We start from the raw sequence: 21,014 nt of genomic DNA on the forward strand, positions 1-21,014 counted from the left end.
GCGCGGCGCGGCGTGCCGCACGCGCCCGCGGACAGGCGCGTTACGCCGCCCCGCCAGCCGCGGCCGGCTGAATCAGAAAATGCTCGCGGTAATACTTGAGCTCGTCGATCGATTCGTGAATGTCGGCAAGCGCCGTATGCATCGCACGCTTCTGGAAGCCCTTGTAGACCGCCGGTTGCCAGCGCCGGCACAGTTCCTTGAGGGTGCTGACGTCGAGGTTGCGGTAATGAAAAAAACGCTCGAGTTCCGGCATCCAGCGCGCCATGAACCGCCGGTCCTGGCAAATCGAATTGCCGCACATCGGCGATTTGCCTGGCGGCACGTATTGGCCGAGAAACGCTTCGATCTGCGCGGCGGCGGCGGCCTCGGTGACGCTCGACGCGCGCACGCGGTCGATCAGGCCCGAGCGGCCGTGGGTGTTCTTGTTCCAATCATCCATTTTCGCGAGCGTTTCGTCGCTTTGATGAATCGCAAGCACCGGCCCTTCCACCGCGATATCGAGCGTCGAATTCGTCACGACCACGGCAATTTCGATGATACGGTCGCTGTCCGGATTCAGGCCCGTCATTTCCATATCGAGCCAGACGAGGTTCAGTTCGTTGCGAACGAGCGCGGGCTGGCCGGCCGCGGCGGAAATATCGGTCATGTCGATCCTGCGAAATTGGCAAATGCGAAAACACACTGCGGAACGCGCCGCGCGCCGCTCCGGCGGCTGGCCGGCAAACCCGCCAACGGGCGGTGTGCACAAGAACATATAATTCTCGCATAGATACCTACTCACGCCCTCGATGTCCGCCTATACCTTCACCCTGCTCTTCGCCGCCGCGCTCGTCGCGATGACGGGCACCAAGCTGTGGCTTGCGTCCCGGCAGATCCGCTTCGTCGCCGCACATCGCAACCGCGTGCCCGCGCAATTCAGCACCACCATCCCGCTCGCCGCGCATCAGCGCGCGGCCGACTACACGATCGAGCGCACCCGCTTCGCGATGATCGAGATCGTCGCGGGCGCCGCGGTGCTCGTCGGGCTGACGTTGCTCGGCGGCGTCGGCGCGCTCGATACGCTGCTCACGCGCTGGCTCGGCCACGGCTACGGCCAGCAGGTCGCGCTCGTCGCCGCCGTGCTCGCGATTTCAGGCGCGATCGACTTGCCGTTCGATTACTACCGCCAGTTCGGCATCGAGGAGCGCTTCGGCTTCAACCGGATGACAAAGCGGCTCTTCTTCACCGATCTCGCAAAGAACACGCTGCTCGGCGCCGCGCTCGGCTTGCCGCTTCTGTTCGTCGTGCTATGGCTGATGAATCAGGCGGGTACGTTCTGGTGGCTTTGGACGTGGGCCGTATGGAGCGGCTTCCAAATGCTCGTGCTGGTGCTCTACCCGACCTTCATCGCGCCGCTGTTCAATAAATTCGAGCCGCTGTCCGACGACGCGCTGCGCACGCGGATCGAAGGCTTGATGAAACGCTGCGGCTTCGCGGCAAAAGGGCTGTTCGTGATGGACGGCAGCCGCCGGTCCGCGCACGGCAACGCGTATTTCACGGGCTTCGGCGCGGCCAAGCGGATCGTGTTCTTCGATACGCTGCTCGCGCGCCTGTCCGGCAACGAGATCGAGGCCGTGCTCGCGCACGAACTCGGCCATTTCAAACGCCGGCACGTGCTCAAGCGCATGGTCTGGTCGTTCGTGCTGAGCCTCGCGCTGCTCGCGCTCCTCGGCTGGCTTGCGCAGCGCGCGTGGTTTTACGCGGGCCTTGGCGTGATGCCGTCGATGTCGGGCAGCAACGCGGGCGTCGCATTGATCCTGTTCTTCCTTGCGATGCCGGTGTTCCTATTCTTCATCACGCCGCTGGGCAGCCTGAGTTCGCGCAAGCACGAATTCGAGGCCGACGCGTTCGCCGCGAGCCAAACCGACCCGCGCGATCTCGTCAACGCACTCGTCAAACTCTACGAGGACAACGCGTCGACGCTCACGCCCGACCCTGTCTACACCGCGTTCTACTATTCGCACCCGCCCGCGTCGCAGCGCATCGACCGGTTGCTCAAGCATTCATGAAGCGCGCGTCGACCAAGCAGGCGGCAAAGGCCGCCGCGCGCGGCGGCGAGCGCGCCGAAGGCCGCGTGATCGCCGCGCACGGCCGCCACTACATCGTCGCGCCGGCCACGGGTGGTCCGCTGTTGCAGTGCTTTCCGCGCGGCAAGAAAAGCGAGATCGCGGTCGGCGACAACGTGCGCTATGAGCAGACGTCGGCCGATCAAGGCGTGATCGTCGCAATCGACGAGCGCCGCAATCTGCTGTACCGCTCCGATCAGTTCAAATCGAAGCTTTTCGCCGCGAATCTCGATCAGTTGCTGATCGTGCTCGCGACCGAGCCGCATTTCAGCGAGGATCTGCTCGGCCGCGCGCTGATCGCCGCGGAGGCGAACGAACTCAAGCCGATCGTCGTGCTGAACAAGATCGACGTCGACGCCGCGTTGCCGGCCGCGCGCACGCGGCTCGCGCCATACCGCGCGCTCGGCTACGATGTGCTCGAACTGTCGGTCAAGGGCGCGCCCGACAACGCGCGCGCGCAGCTCGCGCCGCGCCTGGCCGGCCATGCGACGATCCTGCTCGGCCAATCCGGGATGGGCAAATCGACCCTCGTCAATTTGCTCGTGCCCAATGCCGAAGCGGCAACGCGGGAGATTTCGGCGGCGCTCAACAGCGGCCGCCATACGACGACATTCACCCGCCTCTATCCGCTGCCGGAGGGTGGCTCGCTGATCGACTCGCCGGGATTTCAGGAATTCGGCCTTTATCATCTGACGGAAGGGCGCCTCGAACGCGCATTTCCCGAGTTCCGGCCGCTGTTGCCGCACTGCCGTTTCTATAATTGCCACCATCTGCACGAGCCGGGATGCGCGATTCTCGACGCGCTCGCCGACGGCCGGATCGCGCCGGCCCGTCATGCGCTGTATGCGCAGCTCGTGCATGAGGCGAGTCAAGTCGTCCGTTGATTGAAAGCCGGGAGCGCGGGCCAGCGCGGCCACGCGCCAAACCCGTTCGACGCCTCCGTTGACGAGCCGCTGGCTTCGCTGCTTTTCGAGTTTCGGCCGCACGCAGGAGGACTCCGCCATGCGCTTCAAGGCCCCCGATCTCGCCACTGCTCAGCACTGGGCCAATGTACTCGATGCCGCCGGCGTCGGCTGCGAGTTGCACAATTGCTACGCGAGCGGCGCACTCGGCGGCCTGCCGCTCGATGCGTGCCTGCCCGAGCTATGGCTCGACGATGAGCGCGACGAGGCGCTGGCGCGGCGGCTGATCGCGGCGGCCTCGCTCGAACCGGCGCCCGGCGCGCTGCCGTGGCGCTGCGCGCACTGCGGCGAGATGCTCGATCCGCAATTCACCGCCTGCTGGCACTGCGGCACGGGCCGCGATCCGCGCGACGGCTGACATGCGATAGATGCGATATCGTCCAGAAAACGCCGCCGCCGTCATTGCCATCGCCATTGCCGCGAGATGGGGCCGTAATCGGCGAAGATGCCCCAAGCGGCAAAAATGCCGCGCACCAAGCCGGCTCATGAAAAACACCCCAAAAATCGGATGGATGTCCAATTTTTGGGGTGCAATTCAAGCAAAGCGCGAAGCCGTTTTTTCCGCTTATCCGGCCAACCAGCCAGGTTTGCCTTCTCCCGCCGTCACGATACCCAAACGGCGATCGTCAGCATCAATAGCAACAGCATCCACAAAATCACCGCGCGCCAAACCAGACCGACGGCCGATTGCAGCGTGCGCGGCGTGCAGTCGTCGCCGACCGTCAGCGGATCGGTATCGCCCGATGCAAGCGCGTCGACGCTCGACGGTTCGGCGAGCGGCCCGGCGAGCCGCGCGCCGAGCGCACCGCTGCCGGCCGCCAGCAACACGCCGTCGTTCGAATCGGGCCACTGCCGCGTATGATTGCGCCAAGCGTAGATCGCATCCTCGAAGTTGCCGACGATCGCAAAACCGAGCGCGGTCAGACGCGCCGGCACCCAATCGATCACGAAGAACGCGCGCTGCGCGAACGTCGAGAATGCCGCCGTACGCTCATCCGCCGGCGCGTGCCAGCTACGCGACAGATATTCCGCGATCCGGTACAGCACCGCGCCTGCGGGACCGACCGGCAGCACGAACCAAAAAAACACGCCGAATACGTGCCGATGCGAGGCGACCACGGCATGAATCAACGTGTGACGGACAATTTCGCCGACCGGCATATCGACCGTATCGATACCCGTCCATTCGCGCAAAATGTCGCGCGCGCGCGGCACATCGTCGTTATTGAGCGCGAGATGGATATCGGTGAAGTAATGGCTGAATTGACGGAAGCCGAGCGTGAAATACACGACGGCGACGTTCCACATGAACGCGAGCACGAAGCTCACTTTGTACAGCAGGAAATAGATCAGGGCGACGGCAAACACCCACGGCAGCACGACGACGAGCCACGCGAGCACTCCATGCCGCTCCTTGCCGGCGTCAAAGCCGTGCGCGGCGGTTTCCGCATGAGACTGAAACAGCGCAAAGGCCGGATTGTTCGGCGACAGCGCGCGGATCTGTTCGATGATGAGCGCAAGAAGAACCGAGAAGAAAGTCATGCGAAAGGCCGTGTTTACGGATAATTGATTTTTCGCATAACGATAGCACAGCGCGCGTGGTCAATGGCTCGTCGCATGCATCCGCCGCGGCGGCGGCGCGCGAAATAGGCGCGCGACCGAGCACTAGGCTGCGAGAAAACGATACAGATTGCGGAGCATCCCAGCCGTGACGCCCCAGATAAAATACCGGCCGCCGCCCGCATCGCGCGGATAAGGCATCGCAAAAAACCGGCGCTCGCCACCCTGCCAATGAAATGTGCGCTCCTCGTGATGCGCCGGATTCATCAGAAAGTCGAGCGGCACTTCGAAGATCTCGGCCACTTCAAACGGGTCCGCCTGAACCGTAAACGGCGGATGCACGAGCGCGACGACGGGCGACACGCAAAAGCCGGTATTCGTCACATAGTCGGGCAGCACACCCAGCACCTCGACGTGCTCGGACGCAAGCGCGATCTCCTCGCGCGCCTCGCGCAGCGCAGTGGCAATCGCATCGCGGTCGCCCGGCTCGCGGCGCCCGCCCGGAAAGCTGATCTGGCCCGCATGGTCGTTCAAATGATCGGTGCGCTGCGTCAGCAACATCGTGAGGCTGCGGTTGCGCACGATAATCGGCACCAGCACGGACGCGCTGCGCAATTCGATGTCGACCGAATGCGCCTCGTGCAGCTCCTGCCGCCACTCGGGCGGCCGCGCGAACCGCTCGCGCAGGCTCGCCGGCGTCAAGCGCTCGGCCGGCACGGGGGGCAAATCCGCGCCAGTCGCGACAATCGGCAACGCTTCGGGGTCAATGATGGGGCGACGGATCAAGGGCAAGCTCTTATTCGATGAATATGGCCACATTGTCGCGCCGAAATAAAAAAAGCACCCTGACGGGTGCTTTTTCCTTACAGCTCTTACTCTTGCGCAGCAGCAGCGGTGCGATCCTTCGACACCAGCTTCTCCTTGATTCGAGCCGATTTGCCCGAACGCTCGCGCAGGTAGTACAGCTTCGCACGGCGCACGTCGCCGCGGCGCTTGACGACGATGCTGGCCAACAGCGGCGAGTAGGTCTGGAACGTGCGCTCGACGCCTTCGCCCGACGAAATCTTGCGGACGATGAACGACGAATTCAGACCACGGTTGCGCTTCGCGATCACGACGCCTTCGTAAGCCTGAACGCGCTTGCGGTTACCTTCCACCACGTTCACGTTCACGATCACCGTGTCGCCCGGGGCGAATTCGGGGATCGTCTTGCCTGCGAGCGCGCGCTCGATCTCTTCCTGCTCAAGTTTTGCAATCAGATTCATGACTGACTCCTATAGCCATCTTGTCGGCGTTCGCACCTGCCGGTCTCCCGGCTCGGCCCCGATAGAGGATGGATTTACATCAGGCGCCGCCCACGCATGGACGGCGCCGCCTTTTCGCGAACGGCACGAGCGGCGCTCAAGACGCCTTCGCTTCCTTCGCGAGACTCGCGAGCCATGCCTCGTCGGCGCGGCTCAACAGCTTGTCGCGACGCGCCCGCTCGATCAGATCGGGACGTTTCGCGAACGTATTCTTCAGCGCTTGCTGCCGGCGCCAACGCTCGATTTCGGCATGATGGCCGCCTAGCAGCACGTCCGGCACCCGAGCACCCTCGTACTCCTCCGGGCGCGTGTAATGCGGACAATCGAGCAACCCATCGGCAAAACTGTCCTGCACCGCCGATTGCGCGTCGTTCAACACGCCCGGCAGCTGGCGCACAACGGCATCCATCAGCGCCATCGCCGGCAGTTCGCCACCCGACAGCACGAAATCGCCGAGGCTCAGTTCCTCGTCGACGCAGCGGTCAATGAGCCGCTGGTCGATCGCTTCATAGCGGCCACACAGCAGCACGACGCCCTGCTCGTTCGCCATGCGCATCACTCGCGGGTGCGTGAGCGGCGCGCCTTGCGGCGACATCATCACGACACGCGGCGCCGCGATCCCCTGCGCCGACAACGCTGCCTTCGCCGCGCTGATCGCCGCCTCCAGCGGCTTCGCAAGCATGACCATGCCTGGGCCGCCGCCGTATGGGCGATCGTCGACGGTACGGTAATTATCGGTCGTGAAATCGCGCGGATTCCATGTGCGCAAACCGAACCGCCCCTGCTTCGCCGCGCGGCTCGTGATGCCCCAGTCGGTCAACGCGCGAAACATCTCGGGAAACAGCGTCACGACATCGAACTGGATCGCGCTTTGCGTGGCTTCGTCCATTCAGTAATCGGCTTCCCAGTCGACGACAATGCGCCCCGCCGCTTGCTCTACCGCCTTGACATATACGCCGACGAACGGAATCAGCCGCTCACCGGTTTTCGGCTGGCCATCGTTGCCGGTTGCCGGATATTCGACGCGCATGATCGAATGCGCACCGTTGTCGATCATGTCGGCGACCTTGCCAAGCGTGATACCCGCCTCGTTGACCACATCAAGGCCGATCAGATCGACCCAGTAAAACTCACCGTCGGACAACGCCGGAAAATCGCCGCGGCGCACGAACACGCGAAAGCCACGCAGCGCGAGCGCGGCGTCGCGATCGGCCAAACCCGCAGGATGCGCGACGATCGCGTCCCCATGCGGCTTCGCCTGGACGATGCGCGCGGATTTGCGCTCCCCGCCTTTCTGCAACCACCAGTGGCCGGCCTTCAACAGCGCGTCGCCGCCGCGCCCTGCGCCGGCATGGGCCGCGATTTTGATCCAGCCCTTGAGACCGTATGCATCGACCACCGCGCCGACTTCGACCGCATCATCCGGCCAAGATTGCGCCGACTCGATGCGAACTGCCTCTGAATCCGCCGGGCCGCCGCCCGCTCCGTCCGACGGAGCGCGCTCGGCCGGCTTGCGGACAAATACGCCAAACGGCGCCGGCTGTCCGCGCTTCGCACCGCCGGAATCGTGACCGGACATCAGACCACCTCGCAGCCAGCACTTCCGGCAGACCGAGCCATATTAGGCAGCCGGCTGCGCCTTCTGCGCTTGCTTCACGAGACGCTCGACGGTCGGCGACAGCTGTGCGCCCACGCCTTGCCAGTACGTCAGACGGTCTTGAGCGATACGCAGCGCTTCGCCCTTCGTCGCGACCGGGTTGTAGAAACCGACGCGCTCAATGAAACGGCCGTCACGACGGTTGCGCGAATCGGTAGCGACGATGTTGTAGAACGGGCGCTTCTTCGAGCCGCCGCGAGCCAGACGGATGATGACCATATGAATTCCTTCGGGAAACCGGGTTCGAAAACGAAAACTACTGAAACGTGAGATTATAGCCCGAAATTGATGGCGCAACAAACACTTACCAGCCCAAAAACGTTGACGCCATACGCTGGGCCCTTGCCGTTTTCTTATTGCCGATGGCTCGCGCGCTTTTTGTGGCGGCGCGCCTGGCAAAAAATGTCTCGTTCTCGCCACAGCTTTCGTGACCGCCGCCGGTTTCGCGCGCCGCGATCAGCCGTTTTCGGCACCGTTTGCGTGGGCGGCTGTGAACTGGATGCCATGGCCGCGCCGAATATTGGATGCCGTCGAACGATGGCGGTGGCGGCAAGTCGCCCGCGAACGGCAACGATACGACCACTCGCTGCCGATACATGACCAATGGCGGACATCCCGCCACGAGCGCGACACATTGACGCAATCATCACATGACCACGAAGCGCCCCTGAGCGTAGAATGCCAGCCGGCCGCGACGCTCCGGCAACCCGGAGGCGTTCGCATGGTAAGACCCCCAACCGGCAAGTCATGTCAAGCAGCCCGTCCACGCCGCCCCGCTTCCGATCAAAGACCCTCACCGCCCTGCTCGCTTTCCTGTTCGGCTCGCTCGGCGCGCACCGCTTCTATCTGTACGGCTGGAAAGATCTCGCGGGCTGGGCGCACGTACTCGCAACGATCATCGGTATCCCAGGCTTTCTGCTGCTCGCAGCGACGCAGCGTACTGCAACGCTCGGCTGGGGCCTCGCGTTACCCGGCGCGATCTCGCTGCTCGCGGCGTTTCTTGCTGCACTCGTCTACGGACTGCGCGCGGACGACAAATGGGATTCCCAATTCAACGCCGGCACCGGCCGGCATAGCCGATCGGGCTGGGGCGTCGTGTTCATTGTGATTTTCTCGCTGCTGATCGGCGCATTCCTGCTCATGACGGGGCTCGCGCTCGCTTTCCAGACGTATTTCGAGGCCCAGGTCGAAGCCGCGAAACAGATTTCGCAATAACGGGCGTGCACGCGCGATCAACGCGCCAAGGTTCGAGGGCAGCGGAAATCGACGCTCAAAACAGGTCCAATTGCGGACTCTCGCCAGCCGGCGCCGCAATGCGCCGCTGCCTTGCGATGACGGATGGACGTGGCGGCGCACGAAACTGCGTGAAATCGAGAATGCCGCGCGTCCGCTCGTTGAGGCCGTAACGCTTGACCGCCATCCGAAAGCGCTGTTTGAGCACATCCGCCCACATCCCGTCTCCTTTCATCCGCGTGCTGAAATTGGCGTCATAGTCCTTCCCGCCACGCATGTCCCGCACGCGAGCCATCACCCGCTCAGCGCGATCAGGGAAATGGGCAGCCAGCCATTCAGCAAAAAGCGGCGCCACTTCCCATGGCAAGCGCAGCACGATATAGCTGGCGTGCGTTGCGCCTGCGTCCGCGCACGCTTCAAGCACGCGCTCAAGATCGGGCTCCGTAACGAACGGAATCATCGGCGCAACGCTCACGCCGACCGGCACGCCCGCGTCGCGCAGCGCCCGGATCGTCCGGAGCCGGCGGGAGGGCGTTGCCGCACGCGGTTCGAGTGCACGCGCAAGCTCGGCATCGAGCGTCGTGATCGTGACCGCCGCCATCACCTGCCCGCGCGCCGCCATCGGCGCAAGCAGGTCCAGATCACGCTCGATCAACGACGACTTCGTGATCGCCGCAAACGGCTGACCATGATCGTGCATCACCTGGATCACCTGCCGCGTGATCCGCAGATCGCGCTCGACCGGCTGATACGCGTCGGTGCTGACGCCAAGCGCAATCGGCTCCGGCACGTAGCGCGGCTTCGCGAGTTCGCGTTCGAGCAATTCAGCCGCGTTTACCTTCGCATAGATTCGGCTTTCGAAATCGAGCCCAGGCGATAGCCCGAGGTAGCTGTGCGTCGGCCTCGCGAAACAATAAATGCAGCCATGTTCACAGCCGCGATACGGGTTCAGCGACACATTGAACGGAATGTCCGGCGACACGTTGCGCGTGAGAATGGTTCTCGCGCGCTCCTCGAATACCTGCGTGCGCAACACCGGCGGCTCGCCCCCCTCGCCGCGCGGCCAACCGTCGTCGACCGTCTCGCGCTCGAGCGTCTCGTAACGCCCTTGCAGATTGCCAACCGCACCGCGCCCTTTGCGCAGCACGGGCGGCGCCACCGGATATTCGACGTCGGATCGATCGCTCATCACACCCCTTGGAAGCAGCCGCGACCCCCATCGAACACGGCCGCCGATACTGTATATTTATACAGCATCCGATCCGCCGCGCCAAGCGTTTCGTATCCGCCGCCCTACCCGTGCAATCGAGCCCTCATTCTCCGACCGAGATCGTCAGCGTCTCCTTGATCTCCTCCATCACGACATAACTCTTCGACTGCACCGCGCCCGGCAATTGCAGCAGGATGTCGCCAAGCAGCTTCCGGTAATCGGCCATCTCGCCGATCCGTGCCTTGATCAAGTAGTCGAAATCGCCGGACACGAGATGGCATTCGAGCACCTCGTCGATCTTCATCACCTCCCGGCGGAACTGCTCGAACATGTTGCCGTTCTTGTGGTCGAGCGTGATCTCGACGAACACCAACAGCGCCGCGCCGAGCTGCGCCGGATCGACATGCGCGTGATAGCCGGTGATCACGCCATCGCGCTCCATGCGCCGCACTCGCTCGATACAAGGTGTGACCGTCAGGCCGACCTGCTCGGCGAGATCCTTCATCGCCATCCGGCCATCCGCTTGCAGAAGCTTCAGAATGCGCCGGTCGAGCTTGTCGAGCGCGCGTACTGGCTGACGTTGAGTTCTCATCGTTTTTTACTGAAAATCAGAAAAATACAATAACAAAACCTACATACTCAAAAATATCATAGCGCAAAAAACTAGGTCGGATGAAGACTACAGGACGCATCGGTCGCCGCGTGCATCATCCGCCGTTTTCGAACTGGAGCAGCTATGCGTGTGGTTATTTTGGGCAGCGGCGTGGTCGGCGTGGCGAGCGCTTATTATTTGGCGCGCGCGGGGCATGAAGTCACCGTGATCGATCGCGAGGCCGGCCCCGCGCTCGAGACGAGCTTTGCGAACGCCGGCCAGATCTCGCCAGGCTACGCGGCGCCATGGGCGGCGCCGGGTGTGCCGCTGAAGGCGCTCAAATGGATGTTCGAAAAGCACGCGCCGCTTGCGATCCGCCTCGACGGCACGCGCTTCCAGCTGCAATGGATGTGGCAGATGTTGCGCAATTGCAGCGCCGAGCGCTACACCCTGAATAAGGGCCGCATGGTCCGTCTCGCCGAATACAGCCGCGACTGCCTGCAGGCGCTGCGCGCCGACACCGGCATCCAGTACGAAGGCCGCACGGGCGGCACGCTTCAGGTATTTCGCACGCAGCAGCAGCTCGATGGCGCCGCGAAGGACATCGCCGTGCTGCGCGACGCGAACGTGCCGTTCGAGTTGCTGTCGGCAAGCGAGTTGCAAAAGGCCGAGCCGGCGCTTGCCGCCGTCTCGCACAAGCTGACGGGCGGCCTGCGGCTGCCGGGCGACGAAACGGGCGACTGCCAGCTTTTCACGACGCGCCTGGCCGCGCTCGCCGAACAACTCGGCGTGACATTCCGCTTCAATACGCGCATCGACGCGCTCGCGATCGCGGGCGGCAAGATCGCTGGCGTGCAATGCGGCAGCGAGCATAGCGGCACCGAGATCGTGCGCGCGGACGCATACGTGGTCGCGCTCGGTGCGTATTCGACGAACTTCATCGCGAATCTCGTGAAGATTCCGGTCTACCCGCTCAAGGGCTATTCGATCACCGCACCGATCGTCGATGCGGCGAAAGCGCCCGTGTCCACCGTGCTCGACGAAACCTACAAGATCGCGATCACTCGTTTCGACGAGCGCATCCGCGTCGGCGGGATGGCGGAAATCGTCGGCTTCGACAAGGGACTGCGCGAAGCGCGCCGCGAGACGCTCGAAATGTGCGTGAACGATCTGTTCCCTGGCGGCGGCGATACGTCGAACGCGACGTTCTGGACCGGGTTGCGGCCCATGACGCCGGACGGCACGCCGATCGTCGGCCGCACGCCCGTATCGAATCTGTTCCTCAACACTGGCCATGGCACGCTCGGCTGGACGATGTCGTGCGGCTCGGGCCAACTGCTCGCGGATCTGATCTCGGGCAAGCAGCCGGCGATCCGCGCGGACGATCTGTCGGTGCACCGGTATTTGCGCGAGACGGACGGCGAGCATCGCCCCGCGTACGCATAACGCATTGGCCCGCGCACGCTGCGCGATTCGTTCGCGTCGATTCAATCAAGCGAAAGCGCAAAAAACAACCGGTTCGAGAAAAACACCCCAAGGGCTGGATCTATGTCCGCCATTGGGGTGCGGCTCAAAAGGCACCGTTCAAAGGGCGCCGCTTGTTGTTGGCCGGTCAACTCATCATCGCCGCGGCACGCCGGCCACCCGGTTCGCGCGGCGCATCAGAATTGATCTTCCGCCAGCGCGAGCACGCCTTGCCCGCCCTTCGCGCTGGTGATCGCCGCCTCGTAAGCATTCGCCTGCACGAGAATATGCTCCGCGTAGAACTGCGCGATAGCGATCTTCGCGTCGTAGAACTTCGGATCGTCGTCGCGCTTCGCTTGCGCGACGAGCAACGCGCGCGCGAACTGCCAGCCACACAGCACGATGCCCGCGAGCTTCAGATACGGCACGCTGCCCGCGAACACCGCGTTCGGATCGGCCTTGCCGTTCGCCACGACAAAATCGACGGCCGCCGACAACGCCCGCGCCCCGTTCACAAGCTGCGTCTTCATCACCGCGAACGCCGGGCTGTCATGGCCGCCGAACGCGTCGACTGTCTGCAGAATCTCCGCGACGATCGCCTTGGCGACGGCGCCGCCATCGCGCGCCGTCTTGCGGCCGACGAGATCGTTCGCCTGAATTGCCGTCGTGCCTTCGTAGATCGCGAGAATACGCGCGTCGCGGTAATACTGCGCGGCGCCCGTCTCCTCGATGAAGCCCATCCCGCCATGCACCTGGATGCCGAGACTCGCGACGTCGTTGACCATCTCGGTGCTCCAGCCCTTCACGACCGGCACCAGATATTCGTAGATCGCCTGATGCTTCGCTCGCACGGCTTCGTCAGCGGCACGGTGCGCGATGTCGCTATGCGCGGCGGCGACATAGGCGAGCGCGCGCGCGCCTTCCGTAAGCGCGCGCATCGTCGCGAGCATTCTGCGCACGTCCGGATGATGAATGATCGTCACCGACTGCTTGGCTGTTCCGTCGACCGGCCGGCTCTGCACGCGCTCCTTCGCAAACTCGGCCGCCTTCTGGTACGCGCGGTCCGCGACGCCGATGCCCTGCATGCCGACGCCGAAGCGCGCCGCATTCATCATGATGAACATATATTCGAGGCCGCGATTCTCCTCGCCCACCAGATAGCCGACCGCGCCGCCGTGATCGCCGTATTGCAGCACCGCCGTCGGGCTGGCCTTGATGCCGAGCTTGTGCTCGATCGACACGCAATGCACGTCGTTGCGCGCGCCGAGGCTGCCGTCGTCGTTGACGAGGAACTTCGGCACGATGAACAGCGAGATGCCCTTCACGCCCTCGGGCGCATTCGGCGTGCGCGCCAGCACGAGATGGACGATGTTCTCCGCCATGTCGTGCTCGCCCCATGTAATGAAGATCTTCGTGCCGAACACCTTATATGAGCCGTCGCCTTGCGGCTCGGCGCGCGAGCGCACCAGCGCGAGATCGGAACCCGCCTGCGGCTCCGTCAGGTTCATCGTGCCGGTCCATTCGCCGGAGATCAGCTTCGGCACGTAGCGGGATTTCTGCGCATCGGTGCCCGCCGTGAGCAGCGCTTCGATCGCGCCGTCCGTCAACAATGGACACAGCGCAAACGAAAGGTTCGATGCATTCAGCATTTCGATGCACGGCGTCGCGATCAGCTTCGGCAGCCCCTGGCCGTCGTATTCGGTCGGATGCTGCAGCCCCTGCCAACCGCCTTCGACGAATTGCCGAAACGCCTCCTTGAAGCCCGGCGTCGCGGTGACGGCGCCATCCTTCCAGCTGCTCGGGTTCTTGTCGCCGTCGACGTTGAGCGGCGCGAGCACTTCGCCGCAGAACTTCGCGGCTTCGTCAAGCACGGCAGCTGCCGTATCGAAACCGGCGTCCTCATAGCCGGGCAGCTTCGCGACCTCGTCGATGCCGGCCAGCTCCTTCATCACGAACAGCATGTCCTTGACGGGGGCGGTATAGCTCATTTGCTCCTCTCCTTCTCGCTTATGGTGTGAAAAGGGGCGCACACCGCGCCCCTTCGTTCATGTCCGACCCGCCGATGCAACGCGCGCCGTCATCGCGCGCACCACCGCATGCATCAGCCCAGTTCGTTGACCAGTTCCGGCACGAGCGCAAACAGATCGCCAACGAGGCCGTAATCGGCAACGCTGAAGATCGGCGCTTCCGGATCCTTGTTGATCGCGACGATCACCTTCGAATCCTTCATCCCGGCCAAGTGCTGGATCGCGCCCGAAATGCCCACCGCGATATAAAGCTGCGGCGCGACGATCTTGCCCGTCTGCCCCACCTGGTAGTCGTTCGGCACATAACCCGCGTCGACCGCCGCGCGCGACGCGCCCAGCGCCGCCTGCAGCTTGTCCGCGAGCGGCTCCAGCACCTTCGTGTAGTTCTCGCCGCTGCCCAGCCCCCGACCGCCCGACACGATGATGCTCGCGCTCGTGAGTTCCGGACGATCCAGCTTCGTCACTTCGCGGCTCACGAATTGCGACACGCCCGCATCCGCCGCCGCTTCGATCTTCTCGACCGGCGCGCTGCCGCCCTCGGCTGCGGCCGGATCGAAGCCCGTTGCGCGCACCGTGACCACCTTGACCGGATCGCTCGACTGCACCGTCGCGATCGCGTTGCCCGCGTAGATCGGGCGCTCGAACGTGTCCGCGCTGTTGACCTCCGTGATGTCGGAGATCTGCGCGACGTCCAGCTTCGCCGCGATCCGCGGCGCGATGTTCTTGCCGTATGCCGTCGCCGGCAGCAGGATATGCGAGTAACCCTTCGCGACGTTCAGCGCCGTCGCCTCGACATTCTCCGCGAGACCGTCCGCCAGTTGCGGCGCATCCGCGAGCAGCACCTTCGCGACGCCCGCGATCTTCGCCGCCGCGTCCGCCGCGCCCTGCGCGTTATGGCCCGCAACCAGCACGTGAATATCGCCGCCGATCTTCTGCGCGGCCGCCACCGTGTTCAGCGTCGCCGCCTTGATCGCTGCGTTGTCGTGTTCGGCAATTACCAGAATCGTCATGTTTATGCGCTCCCCTTACAGCACTTTCGCTTCGGTCTTCAGCTTCTCGACCAGCGTCTTCACGTCCGGCACCTTCACGCCCGCCGCGCGTTTGGGCGGCTCGGCCACCTTCAGCGTCTTCAGGCGCGACGCGACATCCACGCCGAGGTCTTCCGGCTTCACGGTTTCCAGCGGCTTTTTCTTCGCCTTCATGATGTTCGGCAACGTCACGTAGCGCGGCTCGTTCAGGCGCAGGTCCGTCGTCACGACGGCAGGCAGCGTCAGCGACAGCGTCTCCGCGCCGCCGTCGACTTCGCGCGCAACGCTCACCTTCCCATCCGCCACCGTCACCTTCGACGCGAACGTCGCCTGTGGCAGATTCGCGAGCGCGGCGAGCATCTGGCCGGTCTGGTTCGAATCGTCGTCGATCGCCTGCTTGCCGAGAATCACGAGCTGCGGCTGCTCCTTGTCGACCAGCGCTTTCAGGATCTTCGCGACCGCGAGCGGCTCGACGCCGTCGTTCGACTCGACGAGGATCGCGCGATCCGCGCCGATCGCAAGCGCGGTGCGCAGCGTCTCCTGCGCCTGCGCGACGCCCACCGACACCGCGACCACCTCTGTCGCCACGCCAGCTTCCTTCAGCCGCACCGCCTCCTCGACCGCGATTTCATCGAACGGGTTCATCGACATTTTCACGTTCGCGATGTCGACGCCCGTACCGTCCGATTTCACCCGGACCTTCACGTTGTAATCGACCACTCTTTTCACTGGCACCAGGATTTTCATGCACACGCTCCAAAGTTACGAATACGACCAGCGGCCATTTTATAGCGCGACTCGCCCGCGCGGCGGCTAAGCCGGCCATTCAATTTGCGACGGCCAACGCTCGGCGCCAGCCGATGTTAACGCCACATCGTGATACGCCGCCAATAACGAACGATCGTTCTATTTTAAAAGAGAAAAAACCCGGACGCCAAGCCCGGGGGTTCGATCGCCGCCTCTAATCCGCGGCAAGCGCCGCCACGCTTACCACGCGGCGATCACCGCGCCGCCATATTGCCGCTCGATAAAGCGCTTCACGTCGGGTGACCGGTACGCGGCAACGAGTTTCGCGACCCACGGTTTGTCCTGGTCGCCCGCGCGCACCGCCAGAACGTTCGTGTATGGTCCGCCCGGCCCCTCGATCGCGATCGCATCCTGTTTCGGCTTGAGTCCGGCCTCCATCGCATAATTCGTGTTGATCGCGGCGGCGTCGACGTCGACGAGCGAGCGCGGAATCTGCGCGGCGTCCAGCTCGACGATCTTCAATTGCTTCGGGTTGCCGATGATGTCGAAACGGGTCGCTTTCAGGCCCGCGCCGGCGCGCAGCTTCAACAGCCCCTGCTTTTGCAGCAACAACAGTGCGCGCCCGCCATTGGTCGGATCATTCGGAATCGCGATGCGCGCGCCGGGAGGCAATTCGGCAAGCGTCTTCACCCGCTTCGAATAGATGCCCATCGGAAAGGTGACCGTCCGCGCGACGTTGACGATCCGGTAGCCGCGATCCTTCACCTGCTGCTCGAGATACGGCGCGTGCTGATAGCTGTTCGCGTCGATGTCGCCCGCCGCGAGCGCGGCATTTGGCTGCACGTAGTCGGAGAATTCGACGATCCGGATGTCGAGCCCGCTGTTCGCCGCAACCCGCTTCACCTGCTCCATCACCTGCGCGTGCGGGCCGCCCGTCACGCCCACCTTGATCGCCGTCTGCGCCTGCCCGTGCGCAAGCGTCGCGCAGACAGCCGCCCCTAGCGCAGCCGCAAGCCTCAGCATCATTCTCCGCCGCATCTTCCGATCTCCCGAAACCGAGCCAAGCCAAGCCGTGCCGCATCGCGATGCGGCACGCAAGCGCCCGCTCATCGATGATTATTTATGACTCAACCGCCGCACGATCCAATCGCCGAACGACTGCACGATCTGCACGAACACGATCAGGATCGCGACGACCACCCACATCACTTCCGGCAAGTAGCGCTGATAGCCGTAGCGGATGCCGAGATCGCCAAGGCCGCCGCCGCCGATCGCGCCCGCCATCGCCGAATAACCGACGAGCGACACGAACGTGATCGTGAGCCCGGCGACGATGCCCGGCAGCGATTCCGGCAACAGCACCTTGAACACGATCTGGCTCGTCGTCGCGCCCATCGCCTGCGCGGCTTCGATCAGGCCGCGATCGACCTCGCGCAGCGCGGTCTCGACGAGCCGCGCGATGAAAGGCGCGGCCGCGAGCGTGAGCGGCACGACCGCCGCCGCGGTGCCGATCGACGAGCCGACGACGAGACGCGTAAACGGAATCACCGCGACGAGCAGGATGATGAACGGCGTCGAGCGCACCGCGTTGATGACGCCGCCGAGCACGCGATTCACCGCGAGATTGCGCAGCACGCCCTGACGGTCGGTCAGATAAACGAGCACGCCGAGCGGCAACCCGACGAGCGCGCCGAGCGCCCCGGAGATGCCGACCATGATCAGCGTCTCCCAGAACGACTGCACGAACATATCGAACATTTCACTCAACATGCGAAAGCTCCTCGACGACCACGCCCTGCTCGCGCAGATACGCGAGCGCCTGCCCCATCTTGCCCGGCTCGCCCGTCGCGAGCACCGCGAGCGAGCCGAACGCGCGGCCCTGGATCTCGTCGATCTGGCCATGCAGGATGTTGAAGTCCAATTCGTAGCGGCGAATCGTCTCGGACAGGATCGGCTGATCGACGCCCGAGCCGGTGAACGCAAGCCGCAGCAGATGGCCCGCGCCCGCCTTCAATCGCTCGGCGACACGCGCCTTCATCGCCGGCGGCAATTCCTGCGCGATTACGTCGCCGATCAGCGCGCGCGTGACTTCGTGATGCGGGCGCATGAACACGTCGATCACGTTGCCCTCCTCGACGACGCGCCCCGCGTCAAGCACCGCGACGCGGTCGCAAACCTCCTTGATCACTTCCATCTGGTGCGTGATGAGCACCACCGTCAAGCCAAGCTCGCGGTTGATGCGCCGCAACAGATCGAGGATCGCGCGCGTCGTCTCGGGGTCGAGCGCCGATGTCGCTTCGTCGGACAGCAATACCTTCGGCTTGCTCGCGAGCGCGCGCGCAATGCCGACGCGCTGCTTCTGGCCGCCGCTGATCTGCGACGGATAGCGGTCCTTCTGCGCGGCGAGCCCGACGAGTTCGAGCAGCGGCAGCACCGTCGCCTCGATCTGCGCGCGCTTCGCACCCGCAAGCTCGAGCGGCAGCGCGACGTTGCCGAACACGGTGCGCGACGACAGCAGGTTGAAGTGCTGAAAGATCATCCCGATGTCGCGCCGCGCCGCGCGCAGCTCGCTCGCGGACAAGCTCGTCAGATCGCGCCCGTCGACGCTCACGCTGCCTTCCGAGGGCCGCGTGAGCAGGTTGATCGTGCGCACGAGCGTGCTCTTGCCCGCGCCGCTACGGCCGATGATCCCAAACACCTCGCCGCGCGGGATCGTCAGATTGACGTTGTGCAACGCCTCGATCCAGCCGCGCGGCCCCTCGAAACGTTGCGAAAGATTACGAATTTCAATCATGTAAACAAAACGGCGGGCGGCGCTGCCTCTCATGTCGGGCCTCGCCAGTCGACCGCCGCATACGGGAAACGACCCGCGAGTTTACCGCATTCGCAACATATCTCTTAATAATCGATTCCAACCTTTTCATAACGAATCGCAATTAGAGGGCCGCGCCCGAGCGGACCGTCGCAAACGGCGTCTATGATCGGCGCACCGCCCTGCTCTGCTCTGCTCGGCGACGAACGACATATTCCGGAGACATGCCTATGGACGCCACCGCCTCGACCGAAGCCGGCCGCCGCACCGCAACCGCCGGCGGCGCGGCATTACAGCAGCCGCGCGTGCGCACGGCCGACGGGCTCGAACTCGCGGTGCACCGCTGGCCTGTTGCGGCATCGTTCGGCGCGCCACGCGCGAGCGTGGCGCTCGTCCACGGGCTCGCCGAGCACGCGGGCCGCTATCAGGCGCTCGCCGAACAGCTGAATGCGGCGGGCATCGAACTCGTCAGCGCCGATTTGCGCGGGCATGGACGCTCGCCCGGCGAGCGCGCCTGGATCGAACGCTTCGACGCGTTTCTCGAAGATGCCGACGCGATCGTCGCCGGCGCCGCGCGCAACGACGGCACGCCGCTTTTCCTCATGGGGCACAGCATGGGCGGCGCGATTGCGGCACTCTATGCGATCAAATGCGCGCCCGCCCGCCGGCGCACGCTTGCCGGGCTGATCCTGTCAAGCCCCGCGCTCGCGCCGGGCCGCGACGTGCCGCGCTGGATGCTGGCGGCGAGCCGCCTCGTCAGCCGCATCTGGCCGCGTTTTCCGGCGCTCAAGATCGATGCCGCGCTGCTGTCGCGCGATCCGGCGGTGGTGGCTGCCAATCGCGCGGACCCGCTCGTGCATCACGGCCCGGTACCGGCGCGCACCGGCGCCGAGATTCTCGCCGCGATGCAGGAAATCGAGCGCGGCCGGGCGGCGCTTCGCCTGCCGGTGCTCGTCTACCACGGCACGACCGACAAGCTGACCGAACCGGATGGTAGCCGCGATTTCGGCGCGCATGTCGGCTCGCCCGACCGAACGCTGACGATTTATGAAGGCAGTTATCACGAGACGATCAACGATCTGGATCGCGAGCGCGTGATCGGCGCGCTGATCGACTGGATTCTGTCACGCGCGCCCAAGCGCGGCTGACGGGCATGCCGTGCGCCGCATCCGAAGCGGGTTCGAGGCAGGTTCGAAGCAACGAAACCGGATGCATGCGCGCGAATGCACGGCCTTCCCGGCAAATGCCGCGGCATTCGACAATCCGCACGCGCCGGCGCACGGCGCTCAAACGCCGGCCAGCACGCGCAGATGCGCGACCACGCTGCGCCCAAGCGCGGAAAGGTTATAGCCGCCTTCGAGACAGCTCACGATGCGGCCTTGCGCGTGCCGCCGCGCGACATCGCAAATCCGCGTGGTCAGCCATTCATAGTCGGCCTCGACGAGCGCCATCCCGCCGATGTCGTCCTCGCGATGCGCATCGAAGCCCGCCGACACGAACAACATCTGCGGCCGGAACGCTTCGAGCCGCGGCAGCCACATCATCTCGACCGCCTCACGCACCGCCATTCCGTTCGTGCGCGCGGCCATCGGCAGATTGACCATGTTCGGCGCCTGATGATCGACGCCCGAGAACGGGTACAGCGGCGATTGGAAGAAACTGCACATCAGCACGCGCTCGTCGTTCGCGAACGCGGCTTCGGTGCCATTGCCGTGATGAACGTCGAAATCGACGATCGCCACCCGGTCGAGCCCGTGGATATCGAGTGCGTGCCGCGCGGCGATTGCGATATTGTTGAAGAAGCAAAAGCCCATCGCGCGCGCGGGCTCTGCGTGATGGCCGGGCGGGCGCACGCTGCAAAACGCGTTGTCGTAGCGCCCTTCGAGCACCGCATCCGTCGCGTCGACGGCGGCGCCCGCCGCGCGCAGCGCCGCGCGCCACGTGTGGGGATTGGCAAGCGTGTCGGAGTCGACCGTCACGTACCCTTCGCCCGGAATCAGATTGCGGATGTAATCGATGTGCGCCCGCGTATGCACGCGCGCAAGCGCGGTCTCGCTCGCGAAAGGCGCTGTTTCATGCGCAAGCAGTTCGTCGATACGGCTCGCGATCAACTGATCCTGAATCGCCGATAGCCGCGCCGGCGACTCGGGATGCCACTGCCCCATCTCATGCAGCATGCAGTCGGGGTGGGTATAAAAGGCCGTTGTCATAAGCTGATTCCGCCGGGCGGCCGGATGCGCGGCGGGTCTCCCTCAGTGATGATCGATGTGTGCGATGTCGCGTGTCGTGCGCGGCTTCATACTTGATTCGCGC

The 21,014-nt window shown here is 64.4% G+C and carries 22 protein-coding genes; 6 read left to right on the forward strand and 16 right to left on the reverse strand.

All coding sequences use genetic code 11. The features are described 5' to 3' along the window. Positions 1 to 40: 40 nt before the first annotated feature. Entirely contained in the window at positions 41 to 646 is a 606-nt protein-coding gene (orn, locus tag WS68_RS16940) for an oligoribonuclease (protein WP_059571947.1), read from the reverse strand. A 142-nt stretch (positions 647 to 788) separates the two neighbouring features. Between orn and WS68_RS16945 the strand changes: the two genes are divergently transcribed. The 3 genes from WS68_RS16945 to WS68_RS16955 all read left to right on the forward strand — a co-directional run bounded on the left by WS68_RS16945 (position 789) and on the right by WS68_RS16955 (position 3,425). Then, the gene (locus WS68_RS16945; RefSeq protein ID WP_059571888.1) at positions 789 to 2,048 is read left to right on the forward strand and encodes a M48 family metallopeptidase; all 1,260 of its coding nucleotides are present in this window, start codon (positions 789 to 791) and stop codon (positions 2,046 to 2,048) included. Continuing rightward, entirely contained in the window at positions 2,045 to 2,989 is a 945-nt protein-coding gene (gene rsgA, locus WS68_RS16950; protein ID WP_059571889.1) for a ribosome small subunit-dependent GTPase A, read from the forward strand. Before WS68_RS16945 ends, rsgA begins: the two co-directional genes overlap by 4 nt. 118 nt (positions 2,990 to 3,107) lie before the next feature. Then, positions 3,108 to 3,425: a putative signal transducing protein gene (locus tag WS68_RS16955; RefSeq protein ID WP_059571948.1), complete on the forward strand. Its 318-nt coding sequence runs from the start codon at positions 3,108 to 3,110 to the stop codon at positions 3,423 to 3,425. A 245-nt stretch (positions 3,426 to 3,670) separates the two neighbouring features. Here WS68_RS16955 and WS68_RS16960 read toward each other — a convergent pair whose 3' ends face one another. From WS68_RS16960 to rpsP, 6 genes are all read right to left on the reverse strand, one after another. Beyond that, complete coding sequence (locus tag WS68_RS16960) at positions 3,671 to 4,609, reverse strand: CobD/CbiB family protein (RefSeq protein WP_059571890.1); 939 nt, start codon at positions 4,607 to 4,609, stop codon at positions 3,671 to 3,673. Between the two features lie 123 nt (positions 4,610 to 4,732). Beyond that, on the reverse strand, positions 4,733 to 5,413 hold the full coding sequence (locus WS68_RS16965) for a CoA pyrophosphatase (RefSeq protein ID WP_059571949.1): 681 nt from the start codon (positions 5,411 to 5,413) through the stop codon (positions 4,733 to 4,735). An 86-nt stretch (positions 5,414 to 5,499) separates the two neighbouring features. Further along, positions 5,500 to 5,892 (reverse strand): 50S ribosomal protein L19, encoded by a 393-nt coding sequence (gene rplS, locus WS68_RS16970; RefSeq protein WP_059519105.1) that lies wholly within the window; start codon positions 5,890 to 5,892, stop codon positions 5,500 to 5,502. 136 nt (positions 5,893 to 6,028) lie between these two features. Next, the gene (gene trmD / locus WS68_RS16975; protein ID WP_059571891.1) at positions 6,029 to 6,820 is read right to left on the reverse strand and encodes a tRNA (guanosine(37)-N1)-methyltransferase TrmD; all 792 of its coding nucleotides are present in this window, start codon (positions 6,818 to 6,820) and stop codon (positions 6,029 to 6,031) included. Next, positions 6,821 to 7,510 (reverse strand): ribosome maturation factor RimM, encoded by a 690-nt coding sequence (gene rimM / locus WS68_RS16980; protein WP_059571892.1) that lies wholly within the window; start codon positions 7,508 to 7,510, stop codon positions 6,821 to 6,823. 42 nt (positions 7,511 to 7,552) lie between these two features. Then, the gene (gene rpsP, locus WS68_RS16985) at positions 7,553 to 7,807 is read right to left on the reverse strand and encodes a 30S ribosomal protein S16 (RefSeq protein WP_004189402.1); all 255 of its coding nucleotides are present in this window, start codon (positions 7,805 to 7,807) and stop codon (positions 7,553 to 7,555) included. A 528-nt stretch (positions 7,808 to 8,335) separates the two neighbouring features. Between rpsP and WS68_RS16995 the strand changes: the two genes are divergently transcribed. After that, the gene (locus WS68_RS16995; RefSeq protein ID WP_059571894.1) at positions 8,336 to 8,803 is read left to right on the forward strand and encodes an NINE protein; all 468 of its coding nucleotides are present in this window, start codon (positions 8,336 to 8,338) and stop codon (positions 8,801 to 8,803) included. A 55-nt stretch (positions 8,804 to 8,858) separates the two neighbouring features. Here WS68_RS16995 and WS68_RS17000 read toward each other — a convergent pair whose 3' ends face one another. Both WS68_RS17000 and WS68_RS17005 read right to left on the reverse strand, forming a co-directional pair. Continuing rightward, positions 8,859 to 10,010, reverse strand: coding sequence for a PA0069 family radical SAM protein (locus WS68_RS17000; RefSeq protein WP_059571895.1), 1,152 nt, complete (start codon positions 10,008 to 10,010; stop codon positions 8,859 to 8,861). 124 nt (positions 10,011 to 10,134) lie between these two features. Then, the gene (locus WS68_RS17005) at positions 10,135 to 10,623 is read right to left on the reverse strand and encodes an Lrp/AsnC ligand binding domain-containing protein (protein WP_059571896.1); all 489 of its coding nucleotides are present in this window, start codon (positions 10,621 to 10,623) and stop codon (positions 10,135 to 10,137) included. A 144-nt stretch (positions 10,624 to 10,767) separates the two neighbouring features. Between WS68_RS17005 and WS68_RS17010 the strand changes: the two genes are divergently transcribed. After that, positions 10,768 to 12,069: a D-amino acid dehydrogenase gene (locus WS68_RS17010; protein ID WP_059571897.1), complete on the forward strand. Its 1,302-nt coding sequence runs from the start codon at positions 10,768 to 10,770 to the stop codon at positions 12,067 to 12,069. Positions 12,070 to 12,284: 215 nt separating this feature from the next. Here the strand turns inward: WS68_RS17010 and WS68_RS17015 are convergent, their stop codons facing one another. From WS68_RS17015 to WS68_RS17040, 6 genes are all read right to left on the reverse strand, one after another. After that, the gene (locus tag WS68_RS17015) at positions 12,285 to 14,075 is read right to left on the reverse strand and encodes an acyl-CoA dehydrogenase (protein ID WP_059571898.1); all 1,791 of its coding nucleotides are present in this window, start codon (positions 14,073 to 14,075) and stop codon (positions 12,285 to 12,287) included. A 113-nt stretch (positions 14,076 to 14,188) separates the two neighbouring features. Continuing rightward, the gene (locus WS68_RS17020; RefSeq protein ID WP_059571899.1) at positions 14,189 to 15,124 is read right to left on the reverse strand and encodes an electron transfer flavoprotein subunit alpha/FixB family protein; all 936 of its coding nucleotides are present in this window, start codon (positions 15,122 to 15,124) and stop codon (positions 14,189 to 14,191) included. A 15-nt stretch (positions 15,125 to 15,139) separates the two neighbouring features. Further along, complete coding sequence (locus WS68_RS17025) at positions 15,140 to 15,889, reverse strand: electron transfer flavoprotein subunit beta/FixA family protein (protein ID WP_059571900.1); 750 nt, start codon at positions 15,887 to 15,889, stop codon at positions 15,140 to 15,142. 240 nt (positions 15,890 to 16,129) lie between these two features. Beyond that, entirely contained in the window at positions 16,130 to 16,927 is a 798-nt protein-coding gene (locus WS68_RS17030; protein WP_082710111.1) for a MetQ/NlpA family ABC transporter substrate-binding protein, read from the reverse strand. A gap of 78 nt (positions 16,928 to 17,005) precedes the next feature. Beyond that, entirely contained in the window at positions 17,006 to 17,659 is a 654-nt protein-coding gene (locus WS68_RS17035; protein ID WP_059571901.1) for a methionine ABC transporter permease, read from the reverse strand. Further along, positions 17,649 to 18,683: a methionine ABC transporter ATP-binding protein gene (locus WS68_RS17040; protein ID WP_059571902.1), complete on the reverse strand. Its 1,035-nt coding sequence runs from the start codon at positions 18,681 to 18,683 to the stop codon at positions 17,649 to 17,651. Before WS68_RS17040 ends, WS68_RS17035 begins: the two co-directional genes overlap by 11 nt. 323 nt (positions 18,684 to 19,006) lie before the next feature. Here WS68_RS17040 and WS68_RS17045 point away from each other — a divergent pair, with 323 nt between their 5' ends. Further along, positions 19,007 to 19,849: an alpha/beta hydrolase gene (locus WS68_RS17045; protein ID WP_231753048.1), complete on the forward strand. Its 843-nt coding sequence runs from the start codon at positions 19,007 to 19,009 to the stop codon at positions 19,847 to 19,849. A gap of 138 nt (positions 19,850 to 19,987) precedes the next feature. Here WS68_RS17045 and WS68_RS17050 read toward each other — a convergent pair whose 3' ends face one another. Then, entirely contained in the window at positions 19,988 to 20,911 is a 924-nt protein-coding gene (locus WS68_RS17050; RefSeq protein WP_059571904.1) for a histone deacetylase family protein, read from the reverse strand. Positions 20,912 to 21,014: the final 103 nt, after the last annotated feature.

It is taken from the genome of Burkholderia sp. TSV86 (assembly GCF_001522865.1).
Lineage (GTDB): Bacteria > Pseudomonadota > Gammaproteobacteria > Burkholderiales > Burkholderiaceae > Burkholderia.